We start from the raw sequence: 18,577 nt of genomic DNA on the forward strand, positions 1-18,577 counted from the left end.
CCATCTGCGCTGGTTACCGTGGTTCTGGTCGTGTGACGCAGCGCACTTGATCGGAGGATCGTCCGATGACAGCGTCTGAGCAAGGCCACACCCCCACCAAGCGCGGTTGTCCGGTGAACGTCGACCTGATGAATCCGGACACGTTCGCTGCCGGCCAGCCCCTGGGTGAGTTCGCCACCATCCGCGAAGAGGCCCCCGTGTCCTGGTACCCGGCACCGGGCACCTCCGGGGACGGCTTCTGGCTGGTGACCACCCGGGCGGACATCGAGGAGGTGTCCCGCCAGCCCGACGTCTTCTCCTCCTACGAGCGCGGCACCATCATCAGCGCCGACACCTTCGGCCAGCCCGAGGAGCAGCTGCAGACCATGCGGCTGCTCATGCTCAACATCGATCCCCCGGAGCACAGCCACCTGCGCAACATCGTGCAGCGGGCCTTCACTCCCCGCACCATCCGCAGCCTCGAGCCGCAGCTCACCGAGTTCGCCCACCAGATCGTCGACCGAGCCCTGGCCCAGGGTGCGGGCGACTTCGTGGAGGACATCGCCTCGGAGATGCCGCTGCTGGCCCTGTGCGAGCTGATGGGCATCCCCAACGCCGACCGCGCCAAGATCTTCGAGCTGTCCAACCGCATGGTGGGCTTCGACGACCCGGAGTACCAGACCTCCCCGGCGGACGGTCAGGTCGCGTCCATGGAGATGTACGTCTACGCCGACGAGCTCGCCGCCGAGCACCGGGCGAACCCCAAGGACGACATCATCTCCCGGCTGCTGCGGGCCGAGATCGACGGCGACAACCTCACCTCCGAACAGTTCGACGTCTTTTTCCTGCTGCTGGCGGTCGCCGGCAACGAGACCACCCGCAACGCGATCTCGCACGGGATGCAGGCGTTCTTCGACAACCCCGAGCAGTGGGAGATCTTCAAGACCGAGCGGCCGCTGGACACCGCGGCGGAGGAGATCATCCGCTGGGCCACCCCGGTGATGCACTTCCAGCGGACCGCCATGCGCGACTACGTGCTGGGCGGCCAGCAGGTGAGCAGGGGCGAGCGCGTGCTGCTGATGTACACGGCAGCCAACCGGGACGGCGCCGCCATCGCCGAGCCGGACACCTTTGACGTGCGCCGCGAGGCCAACCCGCACGTGGCCTTCGGCGGTGGCGGCCCGCACTTCTGCCTGGGCGCCAACCTGGCGCGGGCGGAGGTCCGGATCATGTTCGACGTGCTGGCCGACCGCATCCCGGACATCGCCCCCACCGAGCCCCCCCGGGCGCTGCGGTCGATGTTCATCAACGGCATCAAGCGGATGCCGGTGCACTACCCCGCCACCTGACTCGGCACCACCCGTCTGGCGCAGCACCCGCCTGATCCCCCAACCGGGTCAGCGAGGAGACACCATGCCCACCGTGACCGACCAGCCAGCAAAGACGGTCCTCGACGGCGGGGTGGGGCCCATGGCGGACATGGCCCGCGCCAACCTGCGCAACATCCCTCGCCTGCTCTGAGCTGAGGCCGCCCCGACCCAACCGCCTTTTCCTGCGGCACACGTCACAAATGGCTCAAGGGTGGCGTCGAGAGTCCGCGACCGCCGATCCGGAAATGGCGCTCCACCCTTGTCGCCGGCGCACGGAGTGCAGTGCAGGAAAATGTCCCCTCTCCGCGACTGCGGAGAGGGGACATTTTCACGTGCTGCCGCGCGGAGCGCGGCGGCCGGTCAGGAGCCGTTGTAGCTCTCGCGGCTGCCGGACTTCGCCAGGCCACGGGCGATCATGTAGCCGATGCTCAGCCAGGTGATGTAGCGCAGCGCCTCAGCGGCACCGAACGGGTCCTGGGTGCCCTCGTCGTTGCCGCTGACCATGAGCGCAGTGATGGCGACCGCGAGAACCGCGACGACGTACACGATCAGCTCGGTGGTCTTGGTGGCCATCTTGGTCTCGGTGCTGCGGCGAGGGGTGCGGTTGTCCACCTGCGCGTGGCCGCCATCGGTGCGCACTGCGGGTCCTTGGTTGCTGCTCATGTTGCTCCTTGGGATCAGGATGGTCAGCCGCTTGAGGGCTGGACCACCGGAGTCACCGCCTAGTGGAACTGCGGCGAATTCATGTAGATCCCGACTGCTTCAGAATGCGTACTGCGTCAACCTAGTCACTAAATGTAGAAACATCAAAACTGAGTGGTGCAGACAAGGCCCCGAAATGGCCTCAGCTCAAATGGCGGGCGGAGGACCCTAGCCGGTTTTAACCCCGACCGCGCGGTGAGCTGAACACCCTGGCGCGACGGGCACCTCCGGGCCGGGTCACCGCGATAGGCTCAGGCCCGTCGAGTCCCACGAGGACCCCCTCGGCCTGCGCCCCGCCAGGACGAGCCGTCGCCGCACCGCGGCCGATCTGTACAGGAGCTGCAACAGTGCTTGACCTCACCGCAACCTCGTCCATCGTCACCGGTGGCGCCTCCGGCCTCGGGGAGGCCAGCGCCCGCCAGCTTGCCGCCCGTGGCGCCAAGGTCGTCATCCTCGACCTGCAGGACGACAAGGGCAAGGCCGTCGCCGAGTCCATCGGCGGCGAGTACGTCCGCGCCGACGTCTCCGACCCCGACCAGGTCATCGCCGCCGTCGAGGCCGCCGAGAAGCTCGGCCCGCTGCGCAGCCTGGTGGCCGCCGCCGGTGTCGGCTGGGCCTCCCGCACCGTGGGCAAGGACGGACAGTTCTCCTCCGCCCACGACCTGGAGCTCTACACCAAGGTCCTCACCATCAACCTGATCGGCACGTTCAACTGCGTGCGCCTGGCCGCCACCGCCATGGGCCGCACCGAGCCCGTGGACGCCGACGGCTCCCGCGGTGCCATCGTCACCCTGGCCTCCGTCGCCGCGTTCGACGGCCAGATCGGCCAGGCCGCGTACTCCTCCTCCAAGGGCGGCATCGTCGGCATGACCCTGCCCGTGGCCCGCGACCTCGCCGCCATCGGCGTCCGGGTCAACTGCGTCGCCCCCGGCCTGATCGACACCCCCATCTACGGCGAGGGTGAGGGCTCCGAGGCGTTCAAGGACAAGCTCAAGCGCGACGTGCTGTTCCCCAGGCGCCTGGGCACCGCCGACGAGCTGGCCTCCATGGTGCTGGAGCTCATCACCAACACCTACGCCAACGGCGAGGTCGTCCGCGTCGACGGTGGCGCGCGCCTGCAGCCGAAGTAGTCGCTGGTTCACAGCCGCTCCACACCAGACGGGAGGCGGGACCGAGCACTCGGTCCCGCCTCCCGTCCGTTGTGTGCGTGCTACCCCGTGACGGTGAACGGGCGCGAGGTGCCGGTGAACGGCGTGATGGCACCCCACGGGTTCTTGGCGTCACCGGAGTAGGTGATGCGGTAGGTGCCCGGCGCCGCTGCGGCCGGGACGTCCCAGGTGATGGTGACCACGGAGCCGGTCAGCCCGTCGTGGGCGTAGCCGAAGCGGGTGGACCAGTCGCCGTCGTCGGCCACCCGGGTCCAGCCGTCGCCGTCCTGGCGCTCCACGGTGAGGAAGGTGCCGCCCCGCCGGAGGTTGTTGTTCGGGTTGGCCCCGGAGAACACCGTGGTGGCGCGCTCGCCGGGGGCGTAGCTGGCGGCCGGCTGGGTGAGCACCGCGCCAAAACCGACTGCGGTGGTGTCGAAGAGCACCTGGCCCGCCGGGCTGACCAGCTGGTTCGCGCCCAGGTCGGGCTTGGGGGCCCTGGTGCTCACCGGCTCCCCGGCGGCCATCGCGGTGGCCAGCCCGGACACCGTCTGCTCGAGGGCAGGCAGCTGCCAGCGGCCGAACATGGTGGAGGCGCCCTCGTAGTTCTGGGTGTCGTACTCCTCCGGCGTGGTCAGGTAGTGGGCGTAGGCGTTGGAGTAGCCCTGCACCAGCACGTTGTCCAGCGAGGTGCCCACCGCGGCGGCCACCTGCTGGCGCAGCCGCAGGCCCGCCACCACGGTGACCTCGGTGGGCATGGCCACCAGGTAGAAGTCACCGATGCGCACCAGCTGCACCGGCAGCACCGTCTGCACGGCGTTGTCCACCAGGCCCACCGGCAGCAGCAGCTCCTTGGGGCCCTGGCAGTCCCCGAGTGCCGGGTCGAGGTTGTAGAGCACCGTGCTCAGCGCCGCCGGCACCGGGTTGCCGCCGTACTGGCCCTCCTTGAACAGCGCGACCCCGCCGCCGCCGTCCTCGGTGCTGCCGGCGGCGAACGCCGCCCCCAGGATCGGGCTGCAGGTGCGGTGGGTGGCGCCGTCGCCGGTGAACTCCGGACGCACCTCCACGTTGCTGAGGTCCACGTAGACCGTGCGGGTGTCCAGGCCGCCGGACAGCGGCGTGGCCGACGCGCTCGACGCGACCTGGGCCTGGGCGGAGGCGGACTGCCGGGCTCCGACGGCCTGGGAGTTGGTGAACTGCTGCTCGCCCTCAGCCTCGTGCAGGTCCAGGTTCGGCGACATGTCCCCGGAGTTGCTCTGGGCGAAGGCCGCGACGAAGGCGGGGTCGTCGCCGCCGAGGTAGTCCACCCCGGCGTGGTCGTGCTCGTACTGGTATGCCGCGTAGCCCTTGTTGTCCGGGCTGATCAGCCTGTTCTGGGTGGACATGCTGGTGCCGTGCACCGGGAACCAGTTGATGGCGCCGTCCACCCGGCCGTCCCTGGTCACCTGCAGCGTGGTGGAGGTGGGGTCGATGCCGTCGGGGAAGTGCGCCTTGTCCTCGGCCGGGTTGCGGTCGAAGGCGACCTTGGTTCGGTTGGCGCTGGTGCCGGTCAGCTCGTCCCGGGACAGGCTCAGCTGCGCCGGACGCAGGTCGTCGTGCGCCTTCACCGCGGAGTCCACGATGCCCGCCACCTGCGCCTCGAAGGTCTTGGGGCGGTAGCCCAGGGTGGTGACGTTGTAGAGGCCGTGCCCGGCGGTGCCACCCCCCGCGGAGTGCGTGTGGGTGACGGTGAGCAGCACGTTGTCCTCACCGAACTCCCCGGGGAAGCGCTCACCCAGTCGGCGCAGGACCTCTTCGCGCACGCTCTGGAACATCAGCCCCGCCTCGACGGTGGAGTGCAGCAGCCGCTTGTTGCTGGCGCGGTCGACCACGATGAACGTGCGGGCCCGCAGCCGCTGGTGGATGCCCGCGGTGGTCTGCTCGAGGTCGGCGTAGCCGAGCATGCCGGCGTCGGCCGCCTCCCCGGTGACGTCGCCGATGCCGCGCCCCACCAGGTAGGGCTGGGCGTCCTCGGCGCTGGGGGTTGGGGCCGCCTGGGCCGGAGCCGCCGCCAGAGCGCCGTCCAGCACCGTCACGGCGAGCACCGCGCTCAGCAGCACCGCCCCCGGTCGACGAGCCAGCCTGCCGGTGAACCTGCGTGCCCCAGTGCCCATGCCCTGCCTCTTCCCGTCCTGCTCCGATGTGGACACAGTCTGGGCCACGCCCCCCGCAGGGGCTAGCGCTCGACCACGACACGCGCAGGTGGGAGGCGGTGAACGGCGGCGTGACTAGGCTCAGCCAATGCCCGTCGAGAGCTCTGCGACCACCCGGACCCACACTCCCGAGTCGTTGTTCCGAGTGGGCCCGCCCGACGACCTCGGCGACGTCAGCATCACCCGGATGCGCACCGGCGCCTGGATGATCGGTCCGGACGGGCAGCCGGCGGCCGGCGCCATCGGCGTGCTGGTGGACGACTCGGTGGGCCACCGCATCTTCACGCAGCGCCCGGCCGACAAGGCCTCGGTCACCTCCGAGCTGTCCATGGACATCGTGCGGATGCCCGACGTCGACCCGCGCGGCACCGACGAGCGCACCAGCTCACCGGACCTGCGGGCAGAGTCCCGCATGCTGCACGCCCACCGCGACGGCGGCGTGGCCGAGTGCCGCGTGCTCGACGACCAGGACCGGCTGATCGCCGTGGCCACCACCTGGTGCCGCTACATCCCGCTGCCCGAGGGCGTCACCATGCCCACCAAGACCGACGACTGGCCGCTCACCGAGCCCTCCGGCGACCGCGACCTGTTCGGGACGCTGGGTGCGCGGCTGCAGCCCACCGAGCACGGCACCGACCTGGTCCTCGCGCCCTCGCTGGACCTGACCAACCCGCTGAGCATGACCCACGGCGGGGTGCTGCTGGGCGGCACGGAGATCGCCGCGCACCACGCCATCGCCGAGATCATGCCGGAGGGCATCACCAGCTCGGTGCGGATGAACTACCTGCGTCCGGCGCCGATGGACGCCGAGCTGACCTTCTCCGTGGAGATCGTGCACCGCGGCCGGTCCGTGAGCATCGCTCGGGTGACCACCCGCGGCACGGAGGGCAAGGCCTGCACCATCGGCACCGTCACCTCCCAGCGGCAGGGCTGATCCGGCCTCGCTACCGTGGGCCGGCCGCCGCCTGCCCGCCCTCGCCCCAAGGAGCACCCTGATGAGCCTGCCCGTCCCCACCGCCGACAGCCGCGCCGTGGTGACGGGTGCCTCCTCGGGCATCGGCACCGCGCTGGCCACCGAGCTCGCCGGACGCGGGTACTCGCTGATCCTGGTGGCCCGGCGCACCGAGCTGCTCACCGCGCTGGCCGAGCGGCTGACCAGCAGCCACGGCGTGCAGGTGGAGGTCCGCGCGGTCGACCTCAGCGACCCGGTGGCCCGGGAGAAGCTCGCCGGCGAGCTGGCGGAGCGGGAGATCACCGTGCTGTGCAACAACGCCGGGGTGGCCACCTTCGGCCCGGTGGCCCAGCTGGACGCCGGGTTCGAGCGCGACCTGGTGCAGCTGAACGCAGTGGCAGTGCACGACCTGACCCTGGCGGTGCTGCCCGGCATGCTGGCCCGCCGCAGCGGCGCCATCTTGGTCACCGGCTCCGCCGCCGGCAACCTGCCGGTGCCCAACAACGCCACCTACGCCGCCACCAAGGCCTTCGCCAACACCTTCACCGAGTCGCTGCGCCACGAGCTCAAGGGCACCGGCGTGCACGTGACGCTGCTGGCCCCCGGTCCGGTGCGCACCGAGACGCCCGACCCGGCTGAGGCGTCCATAGTGGACAAGGTGCTGCCCGACTCGGTGTGGGTGACCAGCGAGTCGGTGGCCAAGGAGTCGATCGACGCACTGGCTCGCAACAAGATGCGTGTGGTGCCAGGCATCGTGGGCAAGGTGATGTCGGTGGCCGGCGGCTACGCCCCCCGAGCCCTGTCCGCCCCGGTGATCGGCACGCTGTACCGCAAGCTCGGCGAGGGGGAGGGCTAGCGACCCGGCTCCTCGTCGGTGCGGGCCAGGCCAACCCGCCCCGCGTAGGCCAGCGCGCTGAGACCGAACACCACGGCCGTCGCCAGCAGCCAGCGCCGCAGGAACGGCTGCTGGGTCTGGCCGGTGGCCGCGAGGTAGGTCTGTGCCCCCTGCTCGACGATGCCGGGGAAGAACAGCAGGAACGCCAGCCCGCTGACCAGCACCGGCACCCGCACGTAGTTCACCACCGGGACCCGCAGCGGTCGGACCGGCCAGCGCCCACGAACCGCCCGCAGCCCGGCGACCAGGGACCGGTCGGCCAGGGCGTAGAGCGGGAAGAGCAGCAGGTCGTGCAGCACCACCGCGCCGAGGAACCACACCAGGACGGACTGCCACCACGTCTCCCGGTTCCACAGCGCCTCCGGGGTGAGCACCGTGATCACGTAGCCGACCAGTGCGAAGCTGGCCAGCATCGCCAGCAGGTGCAGCGGGTGCGCGCCGTAGAAGGCCCGGAACCTGGCAAGCACCTCAGGCCGCCCGGAACTCGAGGGCCCGCACCCACTTGGTGTTGTGCACCCCCGGCAGGGCCGGCACGATCACCCGCGCGGGGTAGCCGTGGTCGGCGGACAGCTCCACCCCGTTGACCCGCAGGGCCAGCAGGGAGTCCGGGTCGAGCACCTGGTTGGCCTGCAGCGCCGCCTGGCTGAACGGACCGCTGGTCTCCAGCGACTGCACCAGCGCCGATGCCGGGTCCGCCACCCCGGCCAGCGCCGCCAGGTCCCGCAGCCGCACGCCGCTCCAGCGCTGGGTGGTCGACCAGCCCTCCACGCAGGCGATGGGCAGCACCGCGGTGTGCTGGGGCAGGGCCAGCAGCTGGGCCCGGTCCAGCGTGCGGGTGCCCGCCCCGCTCAGCTCCAGCCGCCAGGACGGTCCGGCCTGGTCCGTGCTGATGCCGGCGGCGGTGGCGGTGCGGTTGACCGGGAAGTCGTTGGGGCCGTCGCCCAGGTCGCGGCCGCGGGGCAGCAGGAAGGCCAGCGGGCGCAGCGCGTCCACCGTCTGCCCCACCGACACCACGGCCACCAGCGCCGCACCCCCGCCCACCAGGCCCAGCGCCCCGCGCCGGCTGAGCGTCGCCGGGGCGGGGTCGAGGGCCACCAGCCCGTCCGGGTCGGGCGGCTCCGGGCGGGTGTCGGCGCGAGAGGTCCGCAGCACCTCGCGCAGCGACACCGAGCGCAGCGCCGTCACCAGGCGCGGCAGCTTCAGCGCCACGTGCACCACGAAACCGGCGAGGAACACCCAGGCGCCGAAGTAGTGGGCGGTGTAGAAGCTGAACCCGAACACGTAGTCGTACTGGATGTTCAGCACACCGGTGACCAGCTCGAAGAGGATGCCACCGACCAGCGCGAGCAGCGACAGCCGCTCCAGCACCTGCGCCAGGGAGCGGGCCGGCGGCCAGTCGAACAGCGTGGGCACCACCGACCACAGCTTGGCCAGCACCACCGGCACCAGCACCAGACCCAGGCCCACGTGCAGCCCCTGGTTCAGCCGGTAGAGCCACACCGGCCGGGTGGGCCACTCGAAGAACGGCAGGTGCAGCCACCCCACGTCGGCGGGGATGGCCTGGTTGAGCTGCGGACCGTAGGCGACGTAGGACAGCAGCCCGGTGACGGCGACGACCGGCAGTCCCACCAGCAGCACCAGCCCGAGCACCGACGTCAGCCACGGACCGCGCAGCGGCGAGCGCCACGCACGGGTGCGGCCCAGCCCCGGGGGCCGGTGACGTGCCAGCCCACGCCACAGGCGGGCGGGGAAGGCGAGCTCCGGATCGGTCACCCCTCCAGTGTCAGCGTGCTCGCCACCAGGGGGAAGTGCCTCAACCGCTGCCGGGCTGCGGTCGCAGCGGGGCCGTGGCGAAGGCGCTGATGCCTGGCTCGGGCTGCACGGACGCCCGGAAGCCGAGGACGCGGGCCACCCGCTCCGGGCTGGCCACCACGTGCCGCACGTCGCCGGGGCGGTACTGGCCGGTGGTGACCGGCGCCGGCCCGCCGTGCGCACGGGAGAGCGTGGCGGCCACCTCGCCGATGGTCACCGGTGTCCCGGAGCAGACGTTGAACGGCTGGAAGCCGGCGAGCGCCGCCTCCACCGCGAGGCGGTTCGCCTGGGCCACGTCGTGCACGTGCACGAAGTCGCGTGCTTGGTGGCCGTCCTCGAACACCCGGGGCGCCTCCCCGGCCTCCAGCGCCGAGCGGAACAGTGCTGCGACCCCGGAGTAGGGAGTGTCGCGCGGCATCCGCTCGCCGTAGACGTTGTGGTAGCGCAGGGCGGTGACCGCCCCGGTGGTGGCCAGGCTCCAGGCCAGTGCGTAGTGCTCCTGGGCGAGCTTGCTGGCGGCGTAGGTGCTGCGCGGGCGCAGCGGGGCGTCCTCGTCCACCGGCGCCCAGTCCACCCGCTCGGCGCAGCGAGGACAGGCACTGTCGAAGCGGCCGGCGTCGAGGTCGGCCGTGGTGCGCGGCGACGGCTCGACCTCGCCGTGCACCGGGCAGGTGTAGCGCCCCGCGCCGTAGACCACCATGGACGAGGCCAGCACCAGCCGCACACACCCGGCCCGCGCCATCGCGGCGAGCAGCACGGCGGTGCCCAGGTCGTTGTGGTCGGCGAACATCGGTGCGTCGGCGGCATCGACCCCGGCGCCGACCATGGCCGCCTGGTGGCACACCACGTCCACCCCGTGCAGCGCCGCCGCCAGCGCCCCGGCGTCCCGCACGTCCAGGCGCCGCACCCCGTCCGGCGTGGGCGCCTGCTCGCCGTGGGCGAGCGGCAGCATCGCGTCGACCGCCACCACCTCGTGCCCGCCTGCCGCCAGCGCGTCCCAGACGTGTCCCCCGATGAAGCCGGCTGCGCCGGTCAGCAGTACCCGCATGGGCTGAGGCTAGGCAGTTCTCCGCGACCGGGCGGTTCGGCGTGGCCGGCACGGCCGAACGGCCAGGGCCCCGGTGCGGGGTCCTGGCCGTTCGGCTGGGGCGGTGCTCAGCTGGTGCAGCCGAGAGATCAACCGATCCCGGCGACATCCTTGGCGATCGAGGCCAGCTGTGTCTGGCTCGCGGAGACGACGCCACTGCGGTTCTTGTGGGCCTCCTCGTAGGCGATGATCGTCCGGACGTCGTCCGGGTCGCTCAGCTTCTTGATCGCGGCCACGGCCTTGGTGATGGTCATCGAGTCGTAGCCCTTGATCGGCAGCTCCGACGCGCTCAGCTGACCACTGCTCTTGCGGCTGTCGTGCACCGCCTCGGCAGCGTTGGAGTTGCCGTCGCGACGGGCCACCTTCTCGGCCTGGCGCATGCTGGCGTCTCGGCCGGCAGCCACCGCCTCGCGGGCAGCGTCGGTGACGTCGCCGGCCTTGTCCGCGACGTCGCTGGCGCGATCGGCCACGTCGTCAGCGAAGTCCTCGGCCTTGCTGCGGGTCTGCTTGACCGTGGCCACGGCGCGGTTGAGGCCATCGGCAGACCAGCGCGCCGGGCTGTTGACGATGCGGGTGGCCGTGCCGGCGACCGCCTGCAGCGGCGTGGGACGCAGCGCGGTCGGCCCACCCAGCGCCTCCTCGGCCAGCACCGTGCTCAGCCAGTCGATGGTGGCCTGGTGGGCCACCTCGAGGCGCTCGGCCAGGGTGCGCACGCGCGCCATGTCGGCGCTGGTGGCCAGCACCTTCAGGTAGCGGGCGCGGTCGAAGAGCTGGTGCTCCAGGGACAGGTCCTCCAGCAGGGCGCCGTCCAGCGGCTCCGCCTGCTCGACGACGGTCTTGACCATGGCCGCCAGCCGGCCAAGCAGCGGGGACACCACGTCGGGCACGCCGCCCACGTCGCGGAGCACACGCTCGATCTGCAGGGCGCGGGTACGGGAGTTCTTCTCGTTCTCTGCCAGCTCGCGGCGCACCGCATCGGTGCGCGCCTGGGCCTGCCGAGCCTGGGCGATCTGGGCCTCGGTGTTGGTCAGCTGCAGCAGCATGCGGAGCTGGGTGATGATCTTGCCGGTGTCATTGTCGGACACGTTGGTCGTTCCTCTCTTCAGCAATCCAAAGGGTGGGGACGGACGGGCTCTCGACTGAACTCCTGTTCGTACATTTGCAGTGTTGTCGCGCCTCCGCGCGACGAAGTGGCGCATCCCACGTGCCGTGGTGCTGGACAGAAACAGCGTTGACCTGCGCTGACCGGGCGAATGGGTGCGTTCAGCGTCGAAGGAGAGCCCGGTGGCGGATCCACGCGAGTCGCCCGCCCCCGACCGGCAGACCGCCTAGAGTGCCCCCGAGCGACCTGGGGGCGGAACGTCCTGCGGAGCAGTGCTTCTTCCTCGCGCTCAGGTGAGTCGCAGCAGGGAGGCGGGAGCCCGTGGGAGCACGCCAGGAGGCCGACGGCGCCCGCTCGGCCACCAGTTCGCCGACGTTCGGCGACGTGCTGCGAGTGCGGGAGTTCCGCTGGCTGTGGTTCGCCGACATCCAGTCCATGTTTGGCGACCAGCTCGCTCGCGTGGCGCTGTCGGTGCTGGTGTTCAGCGAGACCGGGTCAGGAATCCTCACCGCCGGCGTCTACGCCCTCACCTACCTGCCGGCGCTGCTCGGCAGCATCCTGCTGGGCACGCTCGCCGACCGCCTGCCCGTCCGCCGCCTGCTCGTTGGCGGCGACCTGCTGCGCGCAGGCCTGCTGGCGCTGATGGCACTGCCCAGCATGCCGCTGGCAGTGGTGGCAGCCCTGCTGGTGGTGTCCGTCCTCGTGGGCACCCCGTGGCGAGCCGCCGAGACCGCACTGGTGGCGGAGGTCCTCGACGGAGAAGGGTTCGTCCTCGGTACCAGTCTTCGGATCGCCACCACCCAGGGCAGCCAGCTCCTCGGGTTCGCGGTCGGCGGCGCGGCAGTTGCCGCCGTGGGGGCGCACACCACCCTGGCGGTGAACGCCGCAACCTTCGTGGTGTCTGCCGTGCTGATCCGGTTGCACGTGCAGGCCAGGCCGGCGGCCCGGCACGGCGTGCCCGCCGGGAGCCACGGCTGGGTCGACGGTCTCACCCTGGTGTTCCGGACTCGCCGGCTGCGGTCCCTGGTGGGGCTCGCGTGGCTGGCTGGTGTGTTCGTCGTTCCCGAAGGGCTGGCGGCCCCGTACGCGGAGTCCCTCGGCGGCGGCGCCCGCACCGTGGGTCTGCTGCTGGCCGCGGGCCCCGCTGGCGTCCTGCTGGGATCGCTGTTGTTCGTGCGCCTGCTGCCGCACCGGCTGCGCACCGCCCTGGTGGGACCGTTGGCCGTGGCCGCGGGCGTGCCGCTGCTGTTCTGCGGCCTGCAACCAGGCCTGGAGGTCACCCTGCTGCTGTGGGCCGTGTCTGGCCTCTGCTCGGCCTACCAGGTGCAGATCGTCGTGGAGTACGTGCTCGCGGTGCCCCGCCCGCGGCGGGGCCAGGCCATCGGCATCGCGTCGGCCGGCCTGCTCGCCGCGCAGGGTGTCGGTCTGCTGGTCGGGGGTCTGGCCGCCGAGCTGTGGAACGTCTCCGTCGCTGTTGCCGCCGCAGGCGCTCTCGGGGTCACCCTGGCCGCCCCGCTGGCGCTGCGCCGGGCACGGTCCACCGACGTGGTGGCCGAGGCGCCGTCCGTGGCGTCCCCACCTCGTGGCCCTGCGGTGACGGAACAGCCCGGCTGAGACGCGCTGCCCACCAAGACGCGCTGCCCACTAAGACGCGCTGGCCACTGAGACGACGGCGTGCCCCGGCGAGATCACCGGGGCCCCGCCGTCGTGCCTCAGTCCCACTCGAATCCGCGCACTCGCATCACCTTCCTGTCTGATCCGCTCGCACACACATCTACTCGCCCATCAGCCCCACTCGAATCCACGCATTGCCGGCACCCCCTTCCGCACTGCTGCACGCCTTTGCTGGACAATTCTTGTCAGCCCCACTCGAAGCCACGCATCGCACTCACCTCCTCAGCTTCCTCGCCGAGCCACAGCTCAGACTGGACACGGGACACGCCCCCACGTCGCTCACCAGGCGGTACGGAAGCAGCCACTCACGCCGTGGCCGTGCACCCAGGACGCCTCGGGACGCGCCAGCTCACTCGTCAGCCCCACTCGAAACCGCGCATCAAGGTCACCTCGCTCTCCAATCAGGGCAGCACTCAGTGCACTGTCAGCCGCCATTGAACAATGGCGCATCCAGTCACCTTCTAGCCCAATTGTGCGACTTTTTTCGCCGATGTGGTGGAGGTGCTGGATTGGTCGACTCGCGCGTGTCGGTGCCCTGCCAGCGCCACCGCCGCCGCCAGGGCCCGCGCCTCCGGCACAGCCGAATCCCGCTGGCGGCCAAGCCCTGCTGACGCTCCTGCCCAGACGGGAACTTCACCCACCTGGCTCAGCCCTGCTGCTGTATCGTCAGCCGGGCGCAGGGGGAACTGCTCACATCCAGTGGCAGCCACGAAGGTGCGCCGGACTGGGGGCGGTCGCTCGTGATCACTCAGTCCGGCATCGGCGATTCCGCGCCCCGGTCGTTGATCACGTGGTTTCGCGAGTGGCAGCTGTGGACCCTGCCGCGCAGCGCGCGCTGGTTCATCGTCGGCGTCGAGCTGTTCACTGTCGGATTGACCGTGTTCATCACCGTCGACAGCGAGCAGCGCTCCGGGGTGCCGTCACACTTCCTGCTGCTGGCCAGCATGGGCATTCTCTACGGCGAGGCCGCCGATCGGATCGAGCGGTTCAAGCGCTACCTCGGTAGTGACCGCATCTGGTCCAACCACAAGTCGGTCTGGGCGTTCGCCGGCGCACTGAGCCTGCCGGCCGGGTACGCAGCCATCCTGCTGATGCTGGTGTACGGCCACCATCTCCTGCTGTGCCACCGACACCGTTCTGCCCGGCCGCACCGCCTCATGTTCACCACGGCCACGATGGTCCTGGCCACCCTCGCGGCGTCGGGGGTGCTCAACCTCGCTGGCGGCAGCCTCTTCAACGGCGGACTCCTCTCTGCCGTCACCACGTTGGGTGCCCTCGCGGTCTTCCCCGTGGTCAACCTGGGCGTGCTGATGGCGGGCATGGGCCTGGCCAGCAGACCCACCCGACTGCGCACCCTGCTCCCGGACCGGGAGAGCGTGGGCTTCGAGATGATGACGCTGGGGCTGGGCCTGGTCACCGCGCTGTTCGTGCTGCACATGCCCTGGCTCACCCCGTTGGTGCTCGGCCTGCTGACTGGACTCCACCGCAGCTCGTTGGTGAAGGAGCTGCAGGTCGCAGCCAGCACCGACTCCAAGACCGGGCTGCTCAACTTCACCGCGTGGCAGGAGCGCTCTCGGGAGGGCCTCAGCCGCGCCGCCCGCGCCCGGGTGCCGGTCAGCGTCATCCTCATCGACCTCGACCACTTCAAGCTGGTCAACGACAACCACGGCCACCTGGTGGGCGACCGGGTGATCCGCGAGGTCGCCGGAGTGCTGCGCGTGGAGCTGCGCGGCCACGACCTCCTGGGCCGATTCGGCGGGGAGGAGTTCGTGGTGCTCCTCGAGGGACCCACGCTGCGGCAGGCCACCGAGATCGCCGAGCGCATCCGGGCGTGCATCCCGGCGAGCAGCATCGCCGGCACCCCGGTGACCGCCTCGGTAGGGGTGGCCTTCTGCCCGCGCCCCCACGGGGTCACCGTCGAGCAGCTGCTCGAGGTGGCCGACACCTCGCTCTACGCAGCCAAGCGGGCGGGCCGCGACCGCGTCGAGATCGCCAGCCACACCCCCACCTCGCTCGCCAGCTAACCAACCAGCGTGCGGCGGCTACGGCAGCGTGATGGGCAGGGTGATGCCGTCGTGCACCCGTCCGCACGGGCAGTCCCGCGTCGTGGGTGCGGCCGCGATCGCCGCACGCACCAGGTCCTTGAGCCGGCCGATGTTGCGGCCGAACTCGGCGAACACGTCCACCGCCCGCACGCCGGACCCGGCGGTGATGCCGGCGTCCAGGTCGGTGACCAGCGCGATCGGGGTGTAGCAGAGGGCCAGCTCCCGAGCCAGCACCGCCTCAGGGTGCCCGGTCATGTTCACCAGGCTCCATCCCTGTGCGGCGAACCACTGGCTCTCCGCCCGGGTGGAGAAGCGCGGGCCCTCCACCACCACCATCGCCCCGCCGGGGAGCACGCCCGGCTGCAGCGCCGCTGCCTGCAGGTCGGGGCAGTACGGGTCGGCGAACTCCACGTGCACGCCGCCGTCGTCGAAGTAGGTGTGTGCGCGCCCAGACGTGCGGTCCACGAGCTGGTTGGGCACCACCACCGAGCCCGCGGGCAGCTCCGGCTGCAGGCTGCCCACCGCGCACGGGGCGAACACCTGCCGCACCCCGACGCTGCGCAGCGCCCAGAGGTTGGCCCGGTGGTTCACCTTGTGTGGCGGGTACTCGTGGTCAACGCCGTGGCGCGGCAGGAACGCGACCTGCCTGCCCGCCACCTCGCCGATGGTGATGGGTCCGCTCGGAGCCCCGTACGGGGTCTCCAGGGTGACCGTGTCGGCGTCGTCGAAGAACGAGTAGAACCCGCTCCCGCCGATCACCGCGACCAGATCCTGCACTGACTCACACCTCCGGGTAGCGGTTGTCTCCGGTGACGGCACGCCTCGGCGGCTCGCCACCCACGCACGCACCCTGCCACGACCGGCGTAGAGCGGCTCCGCGCATCCGGACAAGCAGCGCGAATCGACGCTGGTGGAGCGACGTCGACCCGTGGCGGCGGGCGTGCGCCACAAGCGCAGCCATCATCGTTACCCTCCAGTGGTGCCAGGCGACCAAGGCGTTTCCCCCTCAGCGCAGCGCCAGCGCTGGATGCGGGTGCTGCGCTGGGTCGCCGGCACCGCCCTCGTCGTGGTGCTTGCCGTCGAGGTGGTGCTGCTGGCACCGTCGTTGCGCGACGCCTGGCAGCGCCTCGGCGACGTCAGCTGGTGGTGGGTGGCCGCGTCGATCACGGCACAGGCACTGTCCATGAGCGCGTTCGGCCGGTTGCAGCGCACCCTGCTGACCGCCGCCAAGGTCCCGGTGCGCCAGCGTGACTCCACCGCCGTGGTCTACGCCGCCAACGCGCTGAGCGTGAGCCTGCCCGGTGGGCCGCTGTTCTCCACCACCTTCACCTTCCGGCAGACCCGCAAGTGGGGGGCGAGTCGCGTGGTGGCCTCGTGGCAGCTGGCCATGAGCGGGGTCCTCGCCACCGGGACCCTTGCCCTGGTGGCCGTCACCGGCGGCCTGCTGGCGGGCAGCGCCTCCAACATCGCCGGCCTGGTCACCGCCATCGTCCTCGCCCTGGTCCTCATCCTCGGTGTCCGCCTCCTCGTCACCCGGCCCAGCCTCCTGGTCACCATGGCGCGCCCGCTGTTCCACGGCTGGAACGCCGTGCGCGGACAGCCCGCCGACAAGGGCATGGAGCGCGTCGGGGAGATCCTGTCGCAGCTGGAGGCGGTGCAGCTGCGCGTCCCCGATCTGCTGCGGGCCTCCTGGTGGGCCCTGGCCAACTGGATCGCCGACGTCGCGTGCCTGTGGGCGGCCTGCCTGGCCGCCGGGGCCAACCCCAGCGTGGGCGGGGTGCTCATCGCCTTCACCGCCGGCAAGATCGTCTCCAGCGTGCCGCTGCTCCCGGGCGGCCTGGGCATCGTCGACGGCACGCTCACCGCCACCCTCGTCGCTGCGGGACTGCCCGCCGTCACGGCGCTGCCCGCCGTGGTCGTCTACCGGCTCATCAGCTTCCCCCTCGTGGCGGCCGCAGGCTGGCTGGTCTTCGCGGTGCTCTTCCGCTCCACCAACCTCGATCCGGACGACGAGGACCCCGAGGGCGACGGCCCGCACTGACGATGGCGAACAGCGGGGCCACCAGCAGCCAGTCGGTGCCGTGGGAACAAGTCGGAGCGCCGGCCTGTTAGTATTGTTGAAAGTTCAACCACGCACCTGGAGGCACTCATGACGTCCACCCTCGCCCTGCCCGACCTGTCCGTCGGCACCTGGACCATCGACCCCACCCACTCGAGCGTCTCGTTCAGCGTGCGCCACCTCATGGTGAGCAAGGTGCGCGGCTCCTTCCACACCTTCAGCGGCACCATCGAGGTCCCCGCCGAGGGCACCCCGACCGTGAACGCCGAGATCGCCGTCGACTCCTTCGACACCGGCAACGCCCAGCGCGACGGCCACGTCCGCTCCGCGGACTTCATGGAGGTGGACAAGTACCCGACCATCACCTTCCGCTCCACCGGGGTGCAGGGCTCCGGCTCCGAGTTCACCCTCGTCGGCGACCTCACCATCCACGGCGTGACCAAGTCGGTCGAGCTGGCCGTGGAGTTCAACGGCGTCAGCCCGGGCATGGGCAACGGCCCCGTCGCCGGCTTCGAGGCCAGCACGGAGATCAGCCGCAGCGCCTTCGGCATCGACATGGAGATGCCCCTGGAGGGTGGCGGTGTGGTGCTCGGCGACAAGGTGAAGATCACCATCGAGATCGAGGCCGGCCCGCAGGCCTGACCACTGCGGACGCCCAGCGCCGTCCGCCGCGCTCCGAAGCCGCCCGCCCCCACCGTCGTTGGGTGCGGGCGGCTTCGTGCTGCGCGGCACCGCGCGGAGCCCACCACTAGGCTCGCGCCATGTCCTTGACCCGTGGCCTCGGCCCGCTCGCACGTCCCGCCCAGGGCCGCCTCAACGGCGACATCTGGTCGGCACTGCCCGCGCACGCGCTCTACGCGCACCCCGAGCCGCGCCGGGTCACCGCCGTGCTGGACGGCACCACGGTGCTGAGCACCGACCGCGCCGTCATGCTGCACGAGACGGGCCTGCCGCCGGTCTGGTACCTGCCCGTGGACGACTTCAGCATCGGCGTGCTGGAGCGCAGCGACACCCGCACGCACTGCCCGTTCAAGGGAGACGCCAGCTACTACAACCTGCGGGTGGGTGGGCGGCTGGTCCCTGACGCCGCCTGGTTCTACGCCGACCCGCTGCCCGGTGCCGCCGCCGTGGCGGGGACGTGCTCGCTGCGGACGGACGCCGTGGACGAGTGGTACGAGGAGGACCAGCAGGTCTTCGGCCCCCCGACCGACCCCTTCCACCGGGTGGACGCGCGCCCGTCCAGCCGGCACGTGGTGGTGCGCCACGGTGAGACCGTGCTGGCCGAGAGCCGGCACCCGGTGGCGCTGTTCGAGACCGGCTTCCCCGCCCACTTCTACCTGCCCGAGGCCGACGTGCGCGCCACGCTGCGGGAGAGCGACACCTCCACCGTCTGCCCCTACAAGGGCACTGCGTCCTACTGGAGCCTCGCCGGCCCCGATGGCGACGTCGAGGACGTCTGCTGGAGCTACCCGGAGCCGCACGCCGAGGCCGCCGCGGTGGCCGGGCTGCGCTGCTTCGCCGGTGCCGGCGTCACCACCGCCGTTGACGGCGTCGAGCAGTGAC

At 71.4% G+C, this 18,577-nt stretch carries 16 protein-coding genes; 9 read left to right on the forward strand and 7 right to left on the reverse strand.

From position 1 onward, the window contains the following. Positions 1-65: 65 nt before the first annotated feature. A complete protein-coding gene (locus AC3YNX_RS03910) occupies positions 66-1,328 on the forward strand; it encodes a cytochrome P450 (RefSeq protein ID WP_489994666.1) in 1,263 nt (420 codons plus the stop codon). A gap of 381 nt (positions 1,329-1,709) precedes the next feature. Here the strand turns inward: AC3YNX_RS03910 and AC3YNX_RS03915 are convergent, their stop codons facing one another. Then, positions 1,710-2,012 (reverse strand): hypothetical protein, encoded by a 303-nt coding sequence (locus tag AC3YNX_RS03915; protein WP_127784407.1) that lies wholly within the window; start codon positions 2,010-2,012, stop codon positions 1,710-1,712. A gap of 386 nt (positions 2,013-2,398) precedes the next feature. On the opposite strand from AC3YNX_RS03915, the gene AC3YNX_RS03920 reads away from it, so the two are divergent. Then, complete coding sequence (locus tag AC3YNX_RS03920; protein ID WP_489994667.1) at positions 2,399-3,181, forward strand: SDR family NAD(P)-dependent oxidoreductase; 783 nt, start codon at positions 2,399-2,401, stop codon at positions 3,179-3,181. Positions 3,182-3,261: 80 nt separating this feature from the next. Here the strand turns inward: AC3YNX_RS03920 and AC3YNX_RS03925 are convergent, their stop codons facing one another. Further along, on the reverse strand, positions 3,262-5,349 hold the full coding sequence (locus tag AC3YNX_RS03925) for a neutral/alkaline ceramidase (RefSeq protein ID WP_489994668.1): 2,088 nt from the start codon (positions 5,347-5,349) through the stop codon (positions 3,262-3,264). A gap of 127 nt (positions 5,350-5,476) precedes the next feature. Between AC3YNX_RS03925 and AC3YNX_RS03930 the strand changes: the two genes are divergently transcribed. Next, the gene (locus AC3YNX_RS03930) at positions 5,477-6,322 is read left to right on the forward strand and encodes a PaaI family thioesterase (protein ID WP_127784410.1); all 846 of its coding nucleotides are present in this window, start codon (positions 5,477-5,479) and stop codon (positions 6,320-6,322) included. A gap of 61 nt (positions 6,323-6,383) precedes the next feature. After that, positions 6,384-7,196 carry a mycolate reductase gene (cmrA, locus tag AC3YNX_RS03935; protein ID WP_489982206.1) on the forward strand — a complete coding sequence of 271 codons (813 nt, stop codon included), beginning with the start codon at positions 6,384-6,386 and terminating at the stop codon, positions 7,194-7,196. On the opposite strand, the gene AC3YNX_RS03940 is transcribed toward cmrA, so the two are convergent. From AC3YNX_RS03940 to AC3YNX_RS03955, 4 genes are all read right to left on the reverse strand, one after another. After that, positions 7,193-7,648 carry a hypothetical protein gene (locus tag AC3YNX_RS03940; RefSeq protein WP_489994976.1) on the reverse strand — a complete coding sequence of 152 codons (456 nt, stop codon included), beginning with the start codon at positions 7,646-7,648 and terminating at the stop codon, positions 7,193-7,195. The genes cmrA and AC3YNX_RS03940 overlap by 4 nt on opposite strands. Positions 7,649-7,703: 55 nt before the next feature. Beyond that, positions 7,704-8,975 carry a molybdopterin-dependent oxidoreductase gene (locus AC3YNX_RS03945; RefSeq protein ID WP_489994977.1) on the reverse strand — a complete coding sequence of 424 codons (1,272 nt, stop codon included), beginning with the start codon at positions 8,973-8,975 and terminating at the stop codon, positions 7,704-7,706. A 73-nt stretch (positions 8,976-9,048) separates the two neighbouring features. After that, entirely contained in the window at positions 9,049-10,095 is a 1,047-nt protein-coding gene (locus AC3YNX_RS03950) for an NAD-dependent epimerase/dehydratase family protein (RefSeq protein ID WP_489994669.1), read from the reverse strand. A gap of 128 nt (positions 10,096-10,223) precedes the next feature. Beyond that, complete coding sequence (locus AC3YNX_RS03955) at positions 10,224-11,219, reverse strand: ferritin-like domain-containing protein (protein ID WP_489982208.1); 996 nt, start codon at positions 11,217-11,219, stop codon at positions 10,224-10,226. Positions 11,220-11,557: 338 nt separating this feature from the next. Here AC3YNX_RS03955 and AC3YNX_RS03960 point away from each other — a divergent pair, with 338 nt between their 5' ends. Next, the gene (locus tag AC3YNX_RS03960) at positions 11,558-12,850 is read left to right on the forward strand and encodes an MFS transporter (RefSeq protein WP_489994670.1); all 1,293 of its coding nucleotides are present in this window, start codon (positions 11,558-11,560) and stop codon (positions 12,848-12,850) included. An 800-nt stretch (positions 12,851-13,650) separates the two neighbouring features. After that, the gene (locus AC3YNX_RS03965) at positions 13,651-14,934 is read left to right on the forward strand and encodes a GGDEF domain-containing protein (RefSeq protein ID WP_127784417.1); all 1,284 of its coding nucleotides are present in this window, start codon (positions 13,651-13,653) and stop codon (positions 14,932-14,934) included. 18 nt (positions 14,935-14,952) lie between these two features. Here AC3YNX_RS03965 and AC3YNX_RS03970 read toward each other — a convergent pair whose 3' ends face one another. Then, complete coding sequence (locus tag AC3YNX_RS03970; protein WP_489994978.1) at positions 14,953-15,723, reverse strand: S-methyl-5'-thioadenosine phosphorylase; 771 nt, start codon at positions 15,721-15,723, stop codon at positions 14,953-14,955. 211 nt (positions 15,724-15,934) lie between these two features. Between AC3YNX_RS03970 and AC3YNX_RS03975 the strand changes: the two genes are divergently transcribed. The 3 genes from AC3YNX_RS03975 (at position 15,935) to AC3YNX_RS03985 (ending at position 18,576) form a co-directional block, all read left to right on the forward strand. Further along, entirely contained in the window at positions 15,935-16,996 is a 1,062-nt protein-coding gene (locus AC3YNX_RS03975; RefSeq protein WP_127784418.1) for a lysylphosphatidylglycerol synthase transmembrane domain-containing protein, read from the forward strand. Between the two features lie 108 nt (positions 16,997-17,104). Continuing rightward, positions 17,105-17,656, forward strand: coding sequence for a YceI family protein (locus AC3YNX_RS03980; RefSeq protein ID WP_489994671.1), 552 nt, complete (start codon positions 17,105-17,107; stop codon positions 17,654-17,656). Positions 17,657-17,775: 119 nt separating this feature from the next. Then, entirely contained in the window at positions 17,776-18,576 is an 801-nt protein-coding gene (locus AC3YNX_RS03985; RefSeq protein ID WP_489994672.1) for a DUF427 domain-containing protein, read from the forward strand. The last annotated feature ends 1 nt before the right edge of the window (position 18,577 follow it).

The sequence above is a fragment of the Rhodococcus sp. Z13_19A genome, assembly GCF_058133575.1.

What these genes read in the sequence shown, in the direction of transcription:
- AC3YNX_RS03910 (WP_489994666.1), top strand. Translation starts at nt 66, where the DNA reads ATGACAGCGTCTGAGCAAGGCCACACCCCCACCAAGCGCGGTTGTCCG.
- AC3YNX_RS03915 (WP_127784407.1), bottom strand. Translation starts at nt 2,012, where the DNA reads ATGAGCAGCAACCAAGGACCCGCAGTGCGCACCGATGGCGGCCACGCG.
- AC3YNX_RS03925 (WP_489994668.1), bottom strand. Translation starts at nt 5,349, where the DNA reads ATGGGCACTGGGGCACGCAGGTTCACCGGCAGGCTGGCTCGTCGACCG.
- AC3YNX_RS03930 (WP_127784410.1), top strand. Translation starts at nt 5,477, where the DNA reads ATGCCCGTCGAGAGCTCTGCGACCACCCGGACCCACACTCCCGAGTCG.
- cmrA (WP_489982206.1), top strand. Translation starts at nt 6,384, where the DNA reads ATGAGCCTGCCCGTCCCCACCGCCGACAGCCGCGCCGTGGTGACGGGT.
- AC3YNX_RS03940 (WP_489994976.1), bottom strand. Translation starts at nt 7,648, where the DNA reads ATGCTGGCCAGCTTCGCACTGGTCGGCTACGTGATCACGGTGCTCACC.
- AC3YNX_RS03950 (WP_489994669.1), bottom strand. Translation starts at nt 10,095, where the DNA reads ATGCGGGTACTGCTGACCGGCGCAGCCGGCTTCATCGGGGGACACGTC.
- AC3YNX_RS03980 (WP_489994671.1), top strand. Translation starts at nt 17,105, where the DNA reads ATGACGTCCACCCTCGCCCTGCCCGACCTGTCCGTCGGCACCTGGACC.
- AC3YNX_RS03985 (WP_489994672.1), top strand. Translation starts at nt 17,776, where the DNA reads ATGTCCTTGACCCGTGGCCTCGGCCCGCTCGCACGTCCCGCCCAGGGC.